The sequence below is a fragment of the Sporosarcina thermotolerans genome, assembly GCF_042658975.1.
Classification (GTDB): Bacteria; Bacillota; Bacilli; order Bacillales_A; family Planococcaceae; genus Sporosarcina; species Sporosarcina thermotolerans.
Genome location: NZ_JBHSRM010000028.1, coordinates 12037 through 28361 on the forward strand (window position 1 = coordinate 12037; position 16325 = coordinate 28361).

16 protein-coding genes are annotated in these 16325 nt (G+C 38.4%); 7 read left to right on the forward strand and 9 right to left on the reverse strand.

Annotated elements, in window-relative coordinates:
• The first annotated feature begins 531 nt into the window (after window positions 1–531).
• Together ACFPZG_RS17545 and ACFPZG_RS17550 are read left to right on the forward strand one after the other, a co-directional pair.
• Window positions 532–1929 carry a TcaA 3rd/4th domain-containing protein gene (locus ACFPZG_RS17545; RefSeq protein WP_283732879.1) on the forward strand — a complete coding sequence of 466 codons (1398 nt, stop codon included), beginning with the start codon at window positions 532–534 and terminating at the stop codon, window positions 1927–1929.
• Between the two features lie 15 nt (window positions 1930–1944).
• A complete protein-coding gene (locus ACFPZG_RS17550; protein ID WP_317940301.1) occupies window positions 1945–2694 on the forward strand; it encodes a DUF6574 domain-containing protein in 750 nt (249 codons plus the stop codon).
• 129 nt (window positions 2695–2823) lie between these two features.
• Here ACFPZG_RS17550 and ACFPZG_RS17555 read toward each other — a convergent pair whose 3' ends face one another.
• Window positions 2824–4050, reverse strand: a complete 1227-nt coding sequence (locus tag ACFPZG_RS17555) for a hypothetical protein (RefSeq protein ID WP_283732881.1) — start codon at window positions 4048–4050, stop codon at window positions 2824–2826.
• 189 nt (window positions 4051–4239) lie between these two features.
• Here ACFPZG_RS17555 and ACFPZG_RS17560 point away from each other — a divergent pair, with 189 nt between their 5' ends.
• Window positions 4240–4530 carry a hypothetical protein gene (locus ACFPZG_RS17560; protein ID WP_283732882.1) on the forward strand — a complete coding sequence of 97 codons (291 nt, stop codon included), beginning with the start codon at window positions 4240–4242 and terminating at the stop codon, window positions 4528–4530.
• Here the strand turns inward: ACFPZG_RS17560 and ACFPZG_RS17565 are convergent.
• The 6 genes from ACFPZG_RS17565 to ACFPZG_RS17590 all read right to left on the reverse strand — a co-directional run bounded on the left by ACFPZG_RS17565 (window position 4523) and on the right by ACFPZG_RS17590 (window position 10002).
• The gene (locus tag ACFPZG_RS17565; RefSeq protein ID WP_381428232.1) at window positions 4523–5173 is read right to left on the reverse strand and encodes a bifunctional 4-hydroxy-2-oxoglutarate aldolase/2-dehydro-3-deoxy-phosphogluconate aldolase; all 651 of its coding nucleotides are present in this window, start codon (window positions 5171–5173) and stop codon (window positions 4523–4525) included. The genes ACFPZG_RS17560 and ACFPZG_RS17565 overlap by 8 nt on opposite strands.
• 12 nt (window positions 5174–5185) lie before the next feature.
• Window positions 5186–6145, reverse strand: coding sequence for a sugar kinase (locus ACFPZG_RS17570; protein WP_283732884.1), 960 nt, complete (start codon window positions 6143–6145; stop codon window positions 5186–5188).
• A 20-nt stretch (window positions 6146–6165) separates the two neighbouring features.
• Window positions 6166–7665, reverse strand: a complete 1500-nt coding sequence (locus ACFPZG_RS17575) for a tripartite tricarboxylate transporter permease (protein ID WP_283732885.1) — start codon at window positions 7663–7665, stop codon at window positions 6166–6168.
• 14 nt (window positions 7666–7679) lie between these two features.
• On the reverse strand, window positions 7680–8123 hold the full coding sequence (locus ACFPZG_RS17580) for a tripartite tricarboxylate transporter TctB family protein (RefSeq protein ID WP_283732886.1): 444 nt from the start codon (window positions 8121–8123) through the stop codon (window positions 7680–7682).
• A 117-nt stretch (window positions 8124–8240) separates the two neighbouring features.
• Complete coding sequence (locus ACFPZG_RS17585) at window positions 8241–9227, reverse strand: tripartite tricarboxylate transporter substrate binding protein (RefSeq protein WP_283732887.1); 987 nt, start codon at window positions 9225–9227, stop codon at window positions 8241–8243.
• A 16-nt stretch (window positions 9228–9243) separates the two neighbouring features.
• Window positions 9244–10002, reverse strand: a complete 759-nt coding sequence (locus ACFPZG_RS17590) for an IclR family transcriptional regulator (RefSeq protein ID WP_283732888.1) — start codon at window positions 10000–10002, stop codon at window positions 9244–9246.
• Window positions 10003–10403: 401 nt separating this feature from the next.
• Here ACFPZG_RS17590 and ACFPZG_RS17595 point away from each other — a divergent pair, with 401 nt between their 5' ends.
• The 3 genes from ACFPZG_RS17595 to ACFPZG_RS17605 are packed head-to-tail and all read left to right on the forward strand — an operon-like array spanning window position 10404 to window position 13450.
• Window positions 10404–11930 (forward strand): S-layer homology domain-containing protein, encoded by a 1527-nt coding sequence (locus ACFPZG_RS17595; protein ID WP_317940302.1) that lies wholly within the window; start codon window positions 10404–10406, stop codon window positions 11928–11930.
• A 50-nt stretch (window positions 11931–11980) separates the two neighbouring features.
• Window positions 11981–12937 carry a hypothetical protein gene (locus ACFPZG_RS17600; protein WP_317940303.1) on the forward strand — a complete coding sequence of 319 codons (957 nt, stop codon included), beginning with the start codon at window positions 11981–11983 and terminating at the stop codon, window positions 12935–12937.
• Between the two features lie 51 nt (window positions 12938–12988).
• Window positions 12989–13450: a hypothetical protein gene (locus tag ACFPZG_RS17605; protein ID WP_283732892.1), complete on the forward strand. Its 462-nt coding sequence runs from the start codon at window positions 12989–12991 to the stop codon at window positions 13448–13450.
• A 138-nt stretch (window positions 13451–13588) separates the two neighbouring features.
• Here ACFPZG_RS17605 and ACFPZG_RS17610 read toward each other — a convergent pair whose 3' ends face one another.
• Entirely contained in the window at window positions 13589–14152 is a 564-nt protein-coding gene (locus tag ACFPZG_RS17610) for a GNAT family N-acetyltransferase (RefSeq protein ID WP_317940304.1), read from the reverse strand.
• Window positions 14153–14839: 687 nt separating this feature from the next.
• On the opposite strand from ACFPZG_RS17610, the gene ACFPZG_RS17615 reads away from it, so the two are divergent.
• Window positions 14840–15223, forward strand: a complete 384-nt coding sequence (locus ACFPZG_RS17615) for a DUF3997 domain-containing protein (protein WP_317940305.1) — start codon at window positions 14840–14842, stop codon at window positions 15221–15223.
• A 441-nt stretch (window positions 15224–15664) separates the two neighbouring features.
• On the opposite strand, the gene ACFPZG_RS17620 is transcribed toward ACFPZG_RS17615, so the two are convergent.
• The gene (locus ACFPZG_RS17620; protein WP_317940306.1) at window positions 15665–16321 is read right to left on the reverse strand and encodes an aspartate/glutamate racemase family protein; all 657 of its coding nucleotides are present in this window, start codon (window positions 16319–16321) and stop codon (window positions 15665–15667) included.
• Between the last annotated feature and the right edge of the window lie 4 nt (window positions 16322–16325).

Genomic DNA, 16325 nt, shown 5'->3' on the forward strand with positions numbered 1-16325 from the left:
ATTCTTGCAATCGGGATATCAATCTTCAATCATGCATATTATTACTATTCATAAGGAGGTGCCTTTAATGAAGCAAATGAAATTTATGTATAAACATTACTTGTCCGAGCCTTTGTGGTTTAAAATCCTTACCTTAACTACTTTGCTTATTTCGATTATATTTAGCAGTTTTAACAATGGTTATTATCAATCCTGTGCCAAATTAGCCGCCGCAATCTTTTTTTGTACGTATGGATTCAAATTTCGGAATAACACAAAGGTTTCCGTCCTCTTCTTTGCTCTAATGATCTTATGTATTTATCTATCTTGGAATAGTTTGAAGCTCGCATGACTCTAAGAGAAAACAAATACATCTGTAGTGAATTAACTGAATACCCCTTGCCCAGGTACCTTTCATAGGTACCTTTACTTGTTTATATAGTTAATTAGAATTAAAAATAACTATTGACAAATATGTGAATATACCCAGTCTATTTTTTCAGAATTCAAACAGGTATACTATTACTGAACAATTTGGAAGGAGCTGGATTCATGAAATTTTGTAAAAACTGTGGAAAGGAAATGAGTAATGAAGTTGTTTTTTGTACGAGCTGTGGACAGGGATTTGAAAATGAAGTTAGTACTCCTAATACTGTAGAACTACCCAAAGCAGTTACAAATCCACCATCGCCGCCAACTTCAAGAAAGCCAATGAGCAAAATGCAAAAGGCTCTCATCTTCATTATTGCCATTATCATTTTTGCATGCATTGTTGCTAACATAGTTTTAACAAACGTGTATGATCCTATTAAAAAAATTGAGGCAATGAATATTGCCTATAATAACAAGGATAAAGACACGTTCTTTAATGCATTTCATTTTAAAGAAGGAACGGTTGCAAATCCGCAAAATTTCTACGCTACGGTCAGTGAGTATGGGTGGATAAATCTACGTAATGACCTAACTAATGAAATCGAGAAAATTAAACGAAAAGAACATACAGATATCATTTATAACGATGGTGAATTTATCAATGTACAAAAGAAACCTGTTTTGTTGGGATTATACAATGACATCGAATTTACAATCATTCCTGTCGAGGTTAGTGTGTGGGCACCATATGAGAATATGAAATTTAATTTCGGCGGCAAGGAAGTAATTAGTAAAGCGAATGAGGAACAGATAATTATTGGGAATTTCATCCCAGGAACTTACGAATGGTCTTATGAATATGACGAGGGGATTATGCCATTGTCCGGAAAAGGGGCTTATTCACTACATAATTATTGGGACAATACAGAAATGGTTGATGTTGACTGGGATTTTAGGTACATAACATTGGAATCTGATTTGGAAGATGCAATTGTCTATGTTGGTGGTAAATCAACAGGCAAAAAGGTAAGTGAGTTATATTCCCTTTACCCGGCACAACTGAATCCAACTGTTGAGGTTTTCGCAGTGGCAAAGGATAAAGACGGCAATGAAGTGAAGTCAGATATTCTTACATTGGATAGTACCTATGTTTATTTACCTTTTGAACATTACCAAAGAGAACAAAGAATTGCCGAAAGGGAATGGGAAATTCAAGATCTATACAAAAGTTTCCGATCCGATTATTCAACTGCTATTTACTATACTAATTTCAGTTATATAGAAGACTATTTCATAGATGGAAGTAAAATAAAACAGGACTATGCAAAGTTTGTAACAGATCATGATGATATTGAAGGATACTACTATTATGAGTTCATTCTAAATGACATCACGGATATAAAAGTAATCTCAGAAACAGAATTCGAGCTTTATACTTTCGAGACATTTAATTTCCAGACGGATAACGAGAGTCTATATTATGAACGAAAAAAGAAATATGTCTTCTCTTATATAGATGACAAGTTTTATATCACCGAGATAACAGATTTGGATACAAAAAAGACTAAAAATGAATAGTAAGGAGTGTTGGAAATGAAAACTTGTACAGTTTGTGGAAATGCGCAAAGTGAAGGGAACTTTTGCGGAAAATGCGGTGGAAAGCTTGATGGTCAGGCGGGAGGACAGACAGCGGCTACAACTCAATCAGTCCAACCCGTTATAGAGAAGAGTGAACAATTAGAGAAAGTCAAAGAACAATCGAAAATGTATCTCAGTTATTTCGCCAAGCAATTGAAATCTCCATCTGTTCAATCAGATAGTAGAAACAGCCTTATTAGCATAGGGTTGTATATACTGCTTACAGTTTTGGCGGTATATATCTTGCTAAAAGGATTTTTAAGTAATCCCTATATTAGTTATATCGGACCGTCATTTTTCCAGATATTCTTCTATGCAACCATTTTCTTCCTCATATTAATTGGAGTCAACACTACGGCCGTTTTCTTGACGTCGAAATTTTTTTCGGAAAACCTTAAGTTCTCTGAAGTACTAACTAAATTCGGGGGCTACTTTGTTGTACCAATTGTCCTTTCGGTGCTTGGAATACTACTTGGACTGCTGAAATCCATAAATATTGCAACAATAAGCATCTATTTAGGCTTAATCATTGCATTCGGTCTGATCCCGGTATTTGTTCTTATCAGGGAACTTAGCCTTAAATCCAAGGGTATTGATAGCTTCTATGCATATATGTTCTATTTGGTTCTGAATGTAATTTTTGGCGTTATCATTGGACTCCTTATCGCAGACTCCGCTATAGGAGAACTAATGGATTACTTATAAGCAAATGTAAAAACCGCTCATTGCTTTGAGCGGTTTTTTCTATTTCACATAAAGTTCGACAACTTCATAGCATCTTTCCTCAAATGAATTATGTTTTACACAGGTACCCTGGTTGTGAATAGTTTTATATCATTTCATGCTTAGTGTATTATCTCGCATTGTTCCGATATGTTTTCCATTTTTATCGTACATTTCTATGGTTCCATTTACTGTGGACGTGGTGTATCCTAACTTCTGATTGTGAGTATCGAAAATATCATGGCCTCCTAATACATTTTTCTGCGTATTTAGTAGGGTTTGGTTTTCAGTATTGACGAGTGTTTCCCCACCGAACAGATTTGGCTGGGTGAATGCCATTTTTTGTCCAGATGTGCCGTATATATCTTGTCCACCAAATATATTAGAATGGGTTTTCATTTGGACAACCCCATCTTGCACGACATCAATTCCCGCGAAAATATTCGGATTAATTTGCACGAATCCATTGAGCATCGGCAATATTCCAGTAGGTACTTCATGTACCGGCTGGTTGACAATTGGATATTGGACTGGTTTAGGCTGGTCATTAAGATCAGTCTGTGTGTGTGCTCCAATTACAGAACGTACTTCAGCTGGCTGATATAGCACCGGTTCAGCAGGTGCCGTATGCCCTGTTAATGCCAACCTTGGTTCGACCGCACTTATGACAGGTTCTGTAGACACAATCTGTCCAACGGGCACTGGCCTAACTTCGTTTGCAATGATAACCGGCTCTCCGGCTGGTACTGCATTGGGTGCTGCTTCGAAGAATACTTCTGGAGTAGGTAGATGCAATTTCAAAAATGGTAAGATGAATGCCAATATAACGAGCGGTACACTTCCCATGATTCCGAGTGCCATTTTCGTACTATATCCATAGCCGTACACCCATTTTAGTCCAAAATGCAAAAATGCAGCACCGATAATAGAAACAATGAACGGTTCCATCGTATTCGAATAGAGGTAACTATACGCTTGTGTACTGAAAAACAACGGAATGGACGAACCGTATAGAAGGAGCCCAAGAACGATCGGCCGCCAGTTATTTATGACATAACCGATTCTAAGAATAAATAAAATGATCATTAATATAATAGCCAACGGAGCAAGAAATGGAAGGATAAATAATACGATACTTAACAAGGCAATGAAAATAAGCATCTTCCATACCATATGAAGCGAGGTTACTAACAAAAACAAGATAAAACCACCTACCAAAAATATAGGGCTTTGATAGGATAATAAGACTAATAAAGCAAACCCCAATACAGCCCCTCTATGAAGACCTGATTTTGAGTGGGTGGATTTATAGGTTGATTCTGACATGACTGACGTCATCACTACACCTCAATTTTATAGTTAATTAAGACCATTCTATCATTTTTCATTTCCTTGGACAATCGTCTATTCTGTTTGAAGGTAACTGTGCAATTGTAGTGAAATAAAAAAGATAAGGGTATCCACGTAAAACAATTTTTAATGTTTTACGTGGATACCCTTTTTTGTGATGACGTGACTCTGTCTTTTATGCTGGTTTCATTGTGTAGTGAATCGATTATGTTCATAGAGTTCTCGTTTAGACCAAATGAGTTCTCATTCTTAATAGAAGAGTTCTCGATCTTGCGCAAAAAGTTCTCGTTTACACCAAACGAGTTCTCATTCTTGATAGAAGAGTTCTCATTCTTGCGCAAAGAGTTCTCGTTTACACCAAATGAGTTCTCATTCTTAATAGAAGAGTTCTCTTTTTTGCGTAAAGAGTTCTCGTTCTGGCGCAAAGAGTTCTCGTTTACTCCAAAAAGGGAACTTCACATCAACTAACAGAATTTCGTGCTTCTGCTATTTTCGCAACATACTGGCGCGCCAAATCGGCAAGCTTGTCCCATTCGTTATTGGCGATGAAGTTTTTGTCTAAAAGGGAACCGCCGATTCCGGCAGCTACTGCGCCGGCTTTGATATATTCGCTGACGTTATCGAGATTAATGCCACCAGTTGGCATCATTGGGATGTGGCCGAGTGGACCTCTAACATCTTTGATAAATTGGCTGCCTAATACGCTCGCTGGGAATACTTTTACTACGTCGGCACCCCATTCGTATGCTTGCAAAATTTCTGTAGGAGTGAATACTCCTGGAATAGCAATTTTTCCGTAACGGTTGGCAACAGCAATTGTTTCTTGACTTAGAGTAGGTGCGAAGATGAAATCTGCTCCGTGTTGAATGGCTAAATTTGCAGCATTTCCATCCAATACTGTTCCAGCACCGATAACGGCTTTGTCGCCAAATAATCGTTTTGCTTCTTTGATGGTTTGAAGTGCATTAGGGGAATCTAAGGTTACTTCTATCCCAGTAATGCCGCCTTCTACAAGTGCTTCGATTGCTTTGATGACTTTTTCTTCTTCAATTCGACGGACAACAGCGACTGCACCAGACTCCAATGTTTTACTTAGTAATTCCTGTTTCACGTTAACCATCTCCTATCTTAGTACATCTAAAATCTTGTTATGGAAGTTTTCCAATTCGCTTCTTTCTGGTAATCCCTCAATATCTCCTCTTGCGGTAACGACCATAGCGCCAACCTTCGCGCCGATTTCAACAGATTCCTGCAATGATTTATCTTCTAATAAACCTGTTAATAAACCTGCTGCAAAACCATCACCTGCACCGACCGGATCGACTACACGCTCTACTTTAAAGCTTGGAACAGTGCCGGCCACTCCGTTTTTAGAAGCATAAAACGTCTCTTTTTCTCCATTTTTAATGACAATTTTAGAAACGCCCGCACTCAGGAAATACTCGGCGATTTCCTCATAGTCTCTCGTACCGACTAAATATTCCGCCTCGTCAATACCCGGCATGAAAAGATCCGCTTGTTTAGCAAGTTGTAATAGAATTTCTTTAGCGTTCTCTACATTAGCCATTAATTTGAAACGGAGATTCGGATCAAATGATAGGAATATATTATTCTTCTTAGCAAAATCCGCAACTGCTTGAGTGACTTCAAGACAACTTTCACTTAAGAAAGGTGTAATTCCTGAGATATGGATTATTTTAGCTTCCTTCAAATAATTCCAATCGATATCCTCTTTTGTCAGTTGGCTCGCAGCTGAATTGCTGCGGTAGTAATACACTTGCGTTTTTTCAGGAGTGACTCGTTCTTTAATATAAAGTCCTGTTGGATAATCCTGATTGTACAGAACACGAGAGGTATCAACACCCTCCCCGCGAATAGAAGAAACGATGTACTTACCAAGCTCGTCATCTCCTACCTTACTGATCCATCCAGAGGTATGACCAAGCCGTGCTACACCAATAGCCACATTGGATTCTGCTCCTCCTTGCTTTTTATTGAACCGAGGAACATATCTCAAGCGGCCTTCTTCTGCTGCTTCTAATACAACCATTGTTTCTCCAATTGTCACAAGTTCAGGAAACATGACGAATGACCTCCAAATAATTACTTGCTCATTGCTTTTTTAGACTTAATTTTCCCCATTATTAGCGGCACTACTAGTGAAACGATCGCTAAAATGATAAATGTTAAAGAAATCGGTCTTTGCAGGAAAATCATATAGCTTCCTTCTGACATGACAAGTGCACGTCTCATTTCACTTTCTGCCATTGGACCAAGGATAAGTGCAAGGACAATTGGTGATGCAGGGAAACCAAACTTCTTCATAAAGTAACCGATAATACCCGCACCAAGCATTGTAAATACATCAAAGTAGTTGTTCGCAATTGCAAAAGATCCAACAACTGATAATACAATGATGACAGGTGCAATTATATTTTTAGGCACCTTTAGGATTGTTGTAAATAGGCGGATACCAAGTAATCCAAAGATCAACATCAAAACGTTGGCCACTAACATACCACTAAAAAGTGTATACACTAAATCGCCGCTTGTTTCGAATAATTGTGGTCCAGGTTGAATCCCTTGGACGACTAAAGCCCCTAACATGATCGCAGTAACGGCATCCCCAGGAATACCAAGCGTTAATAACGGTACAAATGCACCGCCTGTTAAAGCGTTACCTGCTGCTTCCGGTGCTGCAATCCCTTTCGGATTACCTTTACCAAACGTCTCTTTTTCTTCTTTCTTCGAAAAGCGCTTTGCTTCATTGTAAGCAACGAATGCTGCTATATCGGCTCCGGCACCAGGAATAATCCCGATGAACGTTCCGATACCACTTGAACGAAGAATCGTTCCCCAAAGCTTCTTTAACTCATTCCACTTTGGAAGTGCGTAGCTTGCAATGATTTTTTTGAACCCTTGTCCACCCGTTAATTGTTCTTCCATAATGACAAGTGCTTCTGAAATTGCGAATAAACCAATCATAACTGGGATAAAGTTCAATCCGTTTAATAATGAAATATTGTCATATGTAAAACGCGGGTAGCTTGTCATCGGGTCCATACCGACTGTACAAATGACAAGACCAAACACTCCGGAAATTAACCCTTTCAGGACGGAACCTCCTGAAATACTCGAGATAATACTTAAACCGAAGAGGGCTAATCCGAACATTTCAGGCGCACTAAAATCCAATGCGATTTGTGCAAGCTGTGGAGATATGAAGATCAGCATGATTACACTAAATATTCCACCAGTACTTGCAGCAATAACGGAAATGCCTAAAGCCTTGCCCGCTTTTCCTTGTTTCGTAAATGGATAACCGTCAAGAGCTGTTGCTGCGGATGCAGGTGTTCCTGGAGTGTTCAGCAAAATCGATGCAATCGAACCACCATAAACCCCTCCGAAGTAAACGCCTACTAAAAGTAAGAGACCCGCGACTGGATCCATACCAAATGTTATCGGCAAGAAGAGGGCTACACCCATAGTTGCTGTCAAACCGGGTAAGGCACCAATGACGATACCGGCGATAACCCCAAGCATAATTAAGATGAAAATACTAGGATGAAATACTTGGGCAAAACCATTCAGGAGTAAATCCATTTTTTAGACCTCCTTTAATATAAAACTCCGTGTGGAATTGGAACATTCATGACATATTCAAAAAGAATCACAACGAGTACACTAAATACTATTGATACAGAAATTAGGACAACCCATTTACGGATTCCCATTAACAGCATCCATACAAATGCTACAAGTACCGTTGAAACGAAAAATCCGAGAAAAGGCACTAAGATCACGTAAATAATTAATGAGATAAACCCACCGATAAATTTAGGAACGTTGCTACGTTGTAAAGTGAAAATACCTTCAGCATCTTCTTCTTTTTTAAATGCTAAGAAAACTGATAAAATGCCAAGAATAGTCGCTGTTACCTTAGGGAAAAAGTCAGCTCCGGGGCCGATTGAATTTGATGGTGGGAATGCGTTTGCGGACAACCAAACGTAAATGGAAAATAGAAGTAAACCAATACCGATGATCCGATTCGCCAGCGTCATGATGACACCTCCGATAATAAAGTTTGTGGTGTGAGAGCATCCCACGTGGGCTTACTAAACTTATAAATGAATGTAGGAAAAGGCTAAACATCGTTAGCCTTTTACCAACTTATTTTATTATTTTCCCAAGCCGATTGCGGGAATCAGGTCTGTAAACAATTCATCTTGTGATTTAACTAAATTCAAGAAACCTTCTCCGTTTTCATAACGATGGCCTAAGTTTAATTTCTCAAGGGTAGCCTTGAATTCTTCACTTTGAATCGTTGTAGCGAATTTTTCTTCCAACACTTTTACGATTTCGTCAGGAGTCTCTTTCGGTACAGCTATACCTCTCCATGTACCGATTGATAGATCAATACCTTGTTCTTTAAGAGTTGGAACGTCAGACAACTTTTCTACTCTCTCGTCTGCCATTACAGCAAGAACCTTAAAATCGCCAGATTCTACATGAGTTTGAACTTCAGCAGGACTTACTGATACAGCATCAATATGTCCACCTAAAAGAGCAGTTACTGCTGGAGCAGCCCCCTCAAATGGCACGTGGTTTAACGTAGTACCCGTTTCTTTTTCAAAAGCAGCTGCAGCGAGGTGCCAGATAGCGCCAGTTCCCGAGTTACCAACCTTTAATTTTTCTGTTTTTGCGGCTTCAATAAATTCTTCAATTGTATTCCAAGGAGCATCTGCGCGAACTGTAATAGCAGCTGGATCCTCATTCAAAAGGGAAACCAATTTGAAATCTTCATATGTAAATTGCGCTAAACCTGTATGCGGTAATGTTAGTAATTCAACTGTTACCATTGATAGAGTATAACCATCAGCCTTTGCATTTGCACCATTTTGCATGCCTACGGCTCCACCACCGCCTTCACGGTTAACGACTCCGATTGGTTGGCCTAAATCATCTTTAGCTAAATCTGCAAAAGATCGGGCAACTGTATCCGTACCACCACCTGCGGAGTAAGGAACGATTAACTCAAATTTCTTGTTAGGAAAGTCAGCGGACGATGAAGCACCTTTGTCCCCCTCTTTTGAACCACAAGCAGCTAATACTAAAACGAGAACAGTTAACATGGCCAATACGTTTAATCCCTTAAATTTCTTCACAATAAATCCTCCTCATTTATATGTTTTTTTGAAAACCCATTTTGATAGAAATCTCTTCAACGGTTTCAAGCAGTTTGGGAATTGTGCTCTTCAATATTTCATCAGTCATTCTATTTTCTGGACCCGTAACGCTGATTGCGTATTGAACCTCACCCGTATAGTCAAAGATAGGCGCCGCAACGCAACGGATTCCTAATTCATGCTCTTCATTATCATAGGAAAATCCTCTTTTTTTAATCGCATGAAGTTCCTTAATTAGGTCCTCACCGTTAACAAAAGTATGTTCAGTAAACCTTTTGAAAGAAACTTGATCAATATATTCAAGAACCTCTTCTTCATTTCTATAAGCTAAAATACTTTTACCTACTGCTGTGCAATACAATGGAGCCCTTCTGCCAACTTGTGAATAAATTCGAATAGATGATTGGTTGTCCACTTTGTCTATGTAAACAACCTGTTGGTTATCAAGCATGACCAGATGAACAATCTCACCAGTATCCTTACTAAGCTTTTCGATAATCGGTTTAGCAATCTCAACAATATTTAAATGCTTAACAACAAAATAATTCATTTCAATAAATTTCAAGCCCAAGCGATAAGTACTTTCTCTACCTACCTTCTGGACATACCCGTGCCTTTCTAATGAAAGCAAAAGCCGATGGGCAGTACTTTTTGCGACTTCCAAAGCATTCGCGACTTCAGTAACTCCCTGGCCACTCGGGTTCTCCTTTAGTAGTTCAAGTATGCGTAAAGCACGATCAACGGACTGAACCACCTGTATTATTCCTCCTCTCTATCTGTTCCGCATTACGGAACAGTGTTCCTTATTTCTAATCTAACTTTAATCTCCATTGAAAGCGTTGTCAATATGTTTTTCTTGAAGGTGCCTGGTTCTTTTTGAGGGTACCTGTGCAGCAAACATTCATGACAATTCATACAATTTGAATATATATACATTTTTTCAACACAAACCTTGAATCTATACAATTCTCATTTATATTTATGCAATTGTAGTGAGTTAACTGAATTCATTCTCGCACAGGTACCTTTACAAAAGAAATTCAATATTGCACAGGTACTCAAACGATGTGTCGGTAGTTTGACAACATTCCACTTTTTACCTACTATTAGGTGTAGCCAAAATAGTAAAAATACAGTAAATAAGGAGAGATTTGGATGTGTAAAAAGGCGCTGATATGCTGCATTCTTGCCCTACTATTTTCCTCAACACTTTTTTCACCTTTTCAAGTGCATGCACAAGGACAAGCCCAGAGTGAGACAACATGTTCTTATCAAGCGCTAAAAGATGAGATTACAAGATTACAGACTAAAGTAATACCGGAATTGCTTGGGGAATTAGATGAAAGTGGCGGCTTAACGTGGCCAAAAACAATTAGTCTACAATCGGTCATGAATATGTTTGATCAGGGAAATGGTACAAAGGCTAAATTGGCTGATGCTAATGAAAAGCTATTTGGTAACTTAAAAGAATTAGGTACTTGTGTTAATAAAAAGAATAAAGAGCAATTCGAAGACTATTTATCCTTCGTGGCCAAAAGTCATAACTCAATCATTGATAATCTGAAAGATTTTTATAAGAAAAACGCGGATGACTCAATGTTAGTAAAAGTGAATGCAGAGTTTAAGGCGTTAGGTACTCAATTTGTAAATATGCAAACGGGTAACTATTTTTTATTTCTTAAAGAAGAAGACGAATTGAAATCTTTAACCTATGCAGTAGATACCTTTTTTGCGCAAGTTAGCACTGCTGAGGATCTAAAAAAAATCTTTGTAGAGAAGAAGCCGATCGATCTTTCCATAATTCCTAGGGCACTCCTTATAAAATCGATTGAAAATGAATTTAGCGGATACTTTTCCTCCTATATATCCAGCAAAGAACTTTCTAACGAGCTTGCAAACGAGTTAGCCACAATTATCGTAGAGTACAATTTTGAAGAATATGGAAGTGTTATCACCTCAGTTATCAGGGTTAGAGAATTAATACTCATGGACATCATGCCCAATCTTTACCGCACATCCAATTCGAAAAGTATGATTACTAAAACAAGCAAACAAGCATTATTTGCTAAACAAGCGAATTACTTATTTAATGATCAATCCGAAATCTTAGCCAGGCATATTCTTGCCTATACGGAATCCTCAGCTAACCCGGATAAAGAATTCAAGGACGTTGCTACTAATTTCTGGGCAGCAAAGGAAATTGGTTTCCTTGCAAACTTAGGAATAATTAACGGATTCGAAGGTGGGGATTTCAAGCCGGATGCAGAAGTGACAAAAGCCCAAGCTGCGATGATGTTAGTAAGAGCGTTAAAGTTAGACGTTTCAAACCGTCCCGATCCCAAATATAGCGATCTACCGAAATCTCATAGGGCCTATAAGGAAGTTGCAGCGTTAGTAGATGAAGGAATAGTAAGTGGCGGATCTAAATTCAATCCGGATGCAACTTTGCTACGTTCCGAAATGGCAATGATGCTTCAAAAGGCGTATAAACTTAAAGGACATTCGGGAATTGAATTTTCGGACGTGCCCAAAAAACACATTGCCTATAGTCACATTCAAGCTTTGGCAGCTAATAAAATAACTGTCGGTGTAGGCAAGGGAGCTTTCGATCCCAACGGTAAGTTGAACAGAGCTCAGTTCTCTGTATTTATGGCTAGAGTACTGAGTGATGAATTCCGTTAAATTTGAGAACAAGTATTGATATAAAGGTTGATTTTGAGAGGGGTAACCATATGATAAAAAGTATTACGAGTAATTATCCTGTAGTAAAGTTCACAGTTTTCATTCTTACCATTCTACTGGCCGGTTGCTCGCTAAGTTCTCCCGAACCTCAGGATGAACAAAGCATAAAATTGCAAATCGAAGAAAGACTCAAGCAAGAGTTCGGTGCAGACACAGAAATTACTGTCCAAGAACTCACTAACCGAGAAACAGATGGCAATTCCGATACTGTAGAAGTGAGCGTACTGATTGATGAACAAGTCGAGGGACTAAGTTTTGGTGTAAATCTTCAAGATAGACCTCCTTTGCGAATGGATTCCGTTTACCGGGGAGAATTTTTGTATGAGGATAAACAATGGAGATTGACAGACTTATTAAAAGTCAATGATAGTAGTGTCACCCCAAAAGAAGGAATAAACGCTTCAGCTCTTGTACACCCTCCAGGGAAAGTATACGTTGAAGGTGCGCCAAAGGTAAGAACTTGGAAAAATGAAATGGTTGAAGAAAATTTGGATCTTGAAAATGGAATTCATACTATATTCATTTATAAAGAAGCCGAAAATAGGATGTTAGAGGAAAGCGGTACAGTTAAATATACTTTCATATTTAACAAAGATACGAGTAAATGGGAACAGACGGAAGAAGTTAGGATGGATGATTGGAAACGTACATATGATATTGCTGGAAGTTGGACTTACAAGACTACCTCCGCCGATGGTTATTATGTTACTGTAAAATTACATGTTTCGGAAGTTGACCAAAACGGTCAAATTACTATTCGAATAGATTCCAATCAGATCAATGCCTCTATTTTGTCTGGATTGGATGTAAAAAACTCATGGACAGCCGAGGTATCACAAGACAATCCTTTCACATTCATCTCGGATGAGACTACTTATGCTTTGACAATACCTGATGAAGGACAAACCAATGTCCTTAAACTTGGCGATTCTATTTTCCGAAGATAACCATACGGTGTTAGGTCCCGCAGTTATTACTATAACTTTGGAGGGTTCACGATGGGCATTAATAAAGTTACATTAATGGAAGCGTATATGATTGAAACAATCCGAAGCAATGGCATTTCAATTCAGGAATTGTTGACCCAACTTGAGCAAGGGAATAAAAGGGCTTGGGAATCCATTAACCCAAATTATAATTACGATGATTTAATCGTACTTTACAATCAAGATAAAAGTGCATTCAAATCAATCCTTACGGATGGATATAAAGTGAAATTCATTACCATAAGAGGGCTACAAGCGCTTTTGGAAATGAAATTCAAAAAAACGGCTGGAGAAGATTACATTTCGACAGATAAGGGCATGGAACATTTAACAGTTACAGAAAAAGAATTAACAATGCTGAATCAGCTTCTCTCAAAAAACTGGACAATTGAAGAATTACCTACAGATATAGACAATGATCAACTAAAAGAAATTAGCATACAACTTGCCAACTTGCCTAAAGTGATGAATTGAAATGGATAAGCAGTTTCCTGTCAAAGGGAAACTGCTTTCATTTTGAAATTCGTGTTATAAGGTCCGGAAAACAGCTTTCTAAAAATAAATTTCCTCATGTTATATCAATGAGAACCTAAGACACTCAGACTCTTAAAATCAGATATGTTTCACCATATGATGGAATGGTTCGCCGATGATTGTCCAGGGAGAGACAATTTCGTAGCCGAGTCGTTTGTAAAGTCGGATTGCTGAATCTTTTTGAGTTTCGACATTTAAGGCTAATTGTGTGTACCCTTTTCGCTTTGCAAGCTCTTCTACGAAAGTGAATAATTGAGTTCCGATTCCTTTGCCACGGAAAGTTGGATCGATACAAACTGTGTCGATATACAATTCACCTAATAATGATTCTGCATCGATTTCTGGAGTTGGAACACCTTTTTCCATCAGCCAATTCGTCAAATTACGATCAAGGTCAGGGGCATCTTCCCCTGGATACAAGACGATAACGCCCACCATGTCGTCGTTTATCTCCGCAATATATGTATACAGATAGGAGTGCCGGTTGTCGGTTCGCATGAATAGCTCGCGCAATCTTTCTGTGACAATTTCTTCTTCGGTTGCTCCTGTTAGCCGATTGGCGATGTCACCAATTGCGTCGATAATTAGCGGGACGGCTTTATCCGCATCTGTCGGTTGTGCGGGTCTAATTTGGATACTCAATTATAAAATCTCCTTTTAGTCATTGTTCCTTTTATTATATCAAAAAAACAATCCAAGTTTGGAGTTCATTACTGTACTTCGTGTCATCTGACAGCAAGTATTAGTTTGAAGTAGACTAACCGCCATACAACAGAAGGACCAAACTGTTGAGTATAGACTTAACAGCAAAAGAAGATGATATATAGCCTAATTGCCTTAATGAAGTAAATTCGAATGACGTATAACTTTTACCTACAGGTGTATGCTTACCCAACAGTCAGCTGACACATTAAAGCCCCAAACCATCATAATGAGAAATAAAGAGACATATATTTTTTTCTAACGGGTTCGGAACGTGGGGAGAAAACATTAAATAACATACCAACTGGGGACTCAATTCGCATATGAATTGGTGTCCCTGTTTTCGTTGTTATATCAACCTTATGACACGTAATGTGAATGAATTGGTACAGCTTTTAGCATAATAATTCACAACATCACATAAATTTATGTGGCATTGGGATTGCAGTGCTAATTGCGCTGTTAAAACACCTGTTAATTTATTGAAGGGAAATCGTATAAAAACGAATTTCAAAGTATTGAAACTACTGAAGGGAAAAGAGTTTTTTATGGTAAAATAGATTACAGTTAAATTGATTATTCAACAAACGGAGCCTATTATGAAATTCGTGAGGTGACAAGGATGTTATGATTAAAAAAACATTTATATATTTAGTAATTACAAATTTATTACTTTTAGCTGGATGCGCAGGAGCGTCTGACTATGATATAGATTTGCCAGGTAGTATGTCTGTTGTTAGGACATCGGCGTATAATATAACAATTGCTCCAAAATTTGAAGAGGGTCATTGGGGGGCTAATATCGTTCCTTCTGAAGTCGTAGAGGTCGGTTGGAATGAGGAATATATCGTTGCGAAGCAAATTGATAATGGAAAGAATTATTTCTGGATAATCCAAGTCGATAATTGGGAAGTGACGGGTCCTCTAAATCAATCAGATTTTAATAAGCAAAAGTATGATTTTATCAAAGATATTAAATTGATTGAGGTAGATGGTTTGGACAAGAATTAATTGAAATGAAATTCAAGCAATCGGGCGCTTTAATGGAATAACACACTTTAAGTTGATTGGAGTGGAAGGCGGCGACTCCTGCGGGATTAAGCGCGAATGGTGAGACCCCGCAGGAGCGAAGCGACGAGGAGGCTCACCCGCGCCCCGCGGAAAGCGTCCGCCTGGAACGGAAATCAACGGTTTCGAAGCTGTATCACTAGCTTAATACGAAACCTTATTGAAAAAGTAAAGCAAGCAAAAACACGCATACTGTGCGTTTTTGCTTGCTTTTTCTATCGTCAATTCGTGTCTAAAACATTATGCGAAAATGTTTGTTATTTGACTTGTTAATGACGGTTTTCTCCCCATCAACCGAACCCGTTAATTTTTTTCACTGGTCACTTCACCCGGATTTCTATTTAGTAATTTTATTTATTAGGGAAGTACCAAGCACTCTATATGCTATTCCCCCGCTAACGCAACTATTGCATTCGCACTGACTTCTGGACCTGTCAAAATTGGAATTTCTCCTCTTTCATATGTATCAAGTGCACGTGCCATAGAATACTGGGCTAGTAGAATAACATCACAAGAATTAGATAACCTATTAATCTCTGCATGAATCAATTCATTATGTTCCGTTTGATTTCCTTTCTGTAATGCTTGGAAAGCCTCTTTGATGACAACCGTTTCCACTTCTATTGTTTTCCCTTGCTCTTTTGCAGTTTCATAAAGTAAATTCGTCGTAGTTGGGCCTGCCTTTTCCACAGTTGCAATCACACCAATCTTCCCACCGAATTTCACTGCTTCATTTAACATGCTTTCATCTGAACTTAATATAGGTACTTTGAATAAATGCTTAAATCCAGGAACGTATGGAGAAAAGGAAGAGCATGTCAGTAAAATGGCATCCGCACCTGCTTCCTCTGCTTTGGATGCAATATCTATTAATCTACGAGTCATACTATGTGTTATTTGATTGGTTTCATTTAATTCCCAAATTAGTCCCTCATCCATCACGTTTATTAAATCTACTTCTGGATGAAGTGTTCGAAATGCGTGTAATATTGGTTCGACGGAATTCATTGTAGCATGCACAAGGCCAATCTTCTTACTCATTCAA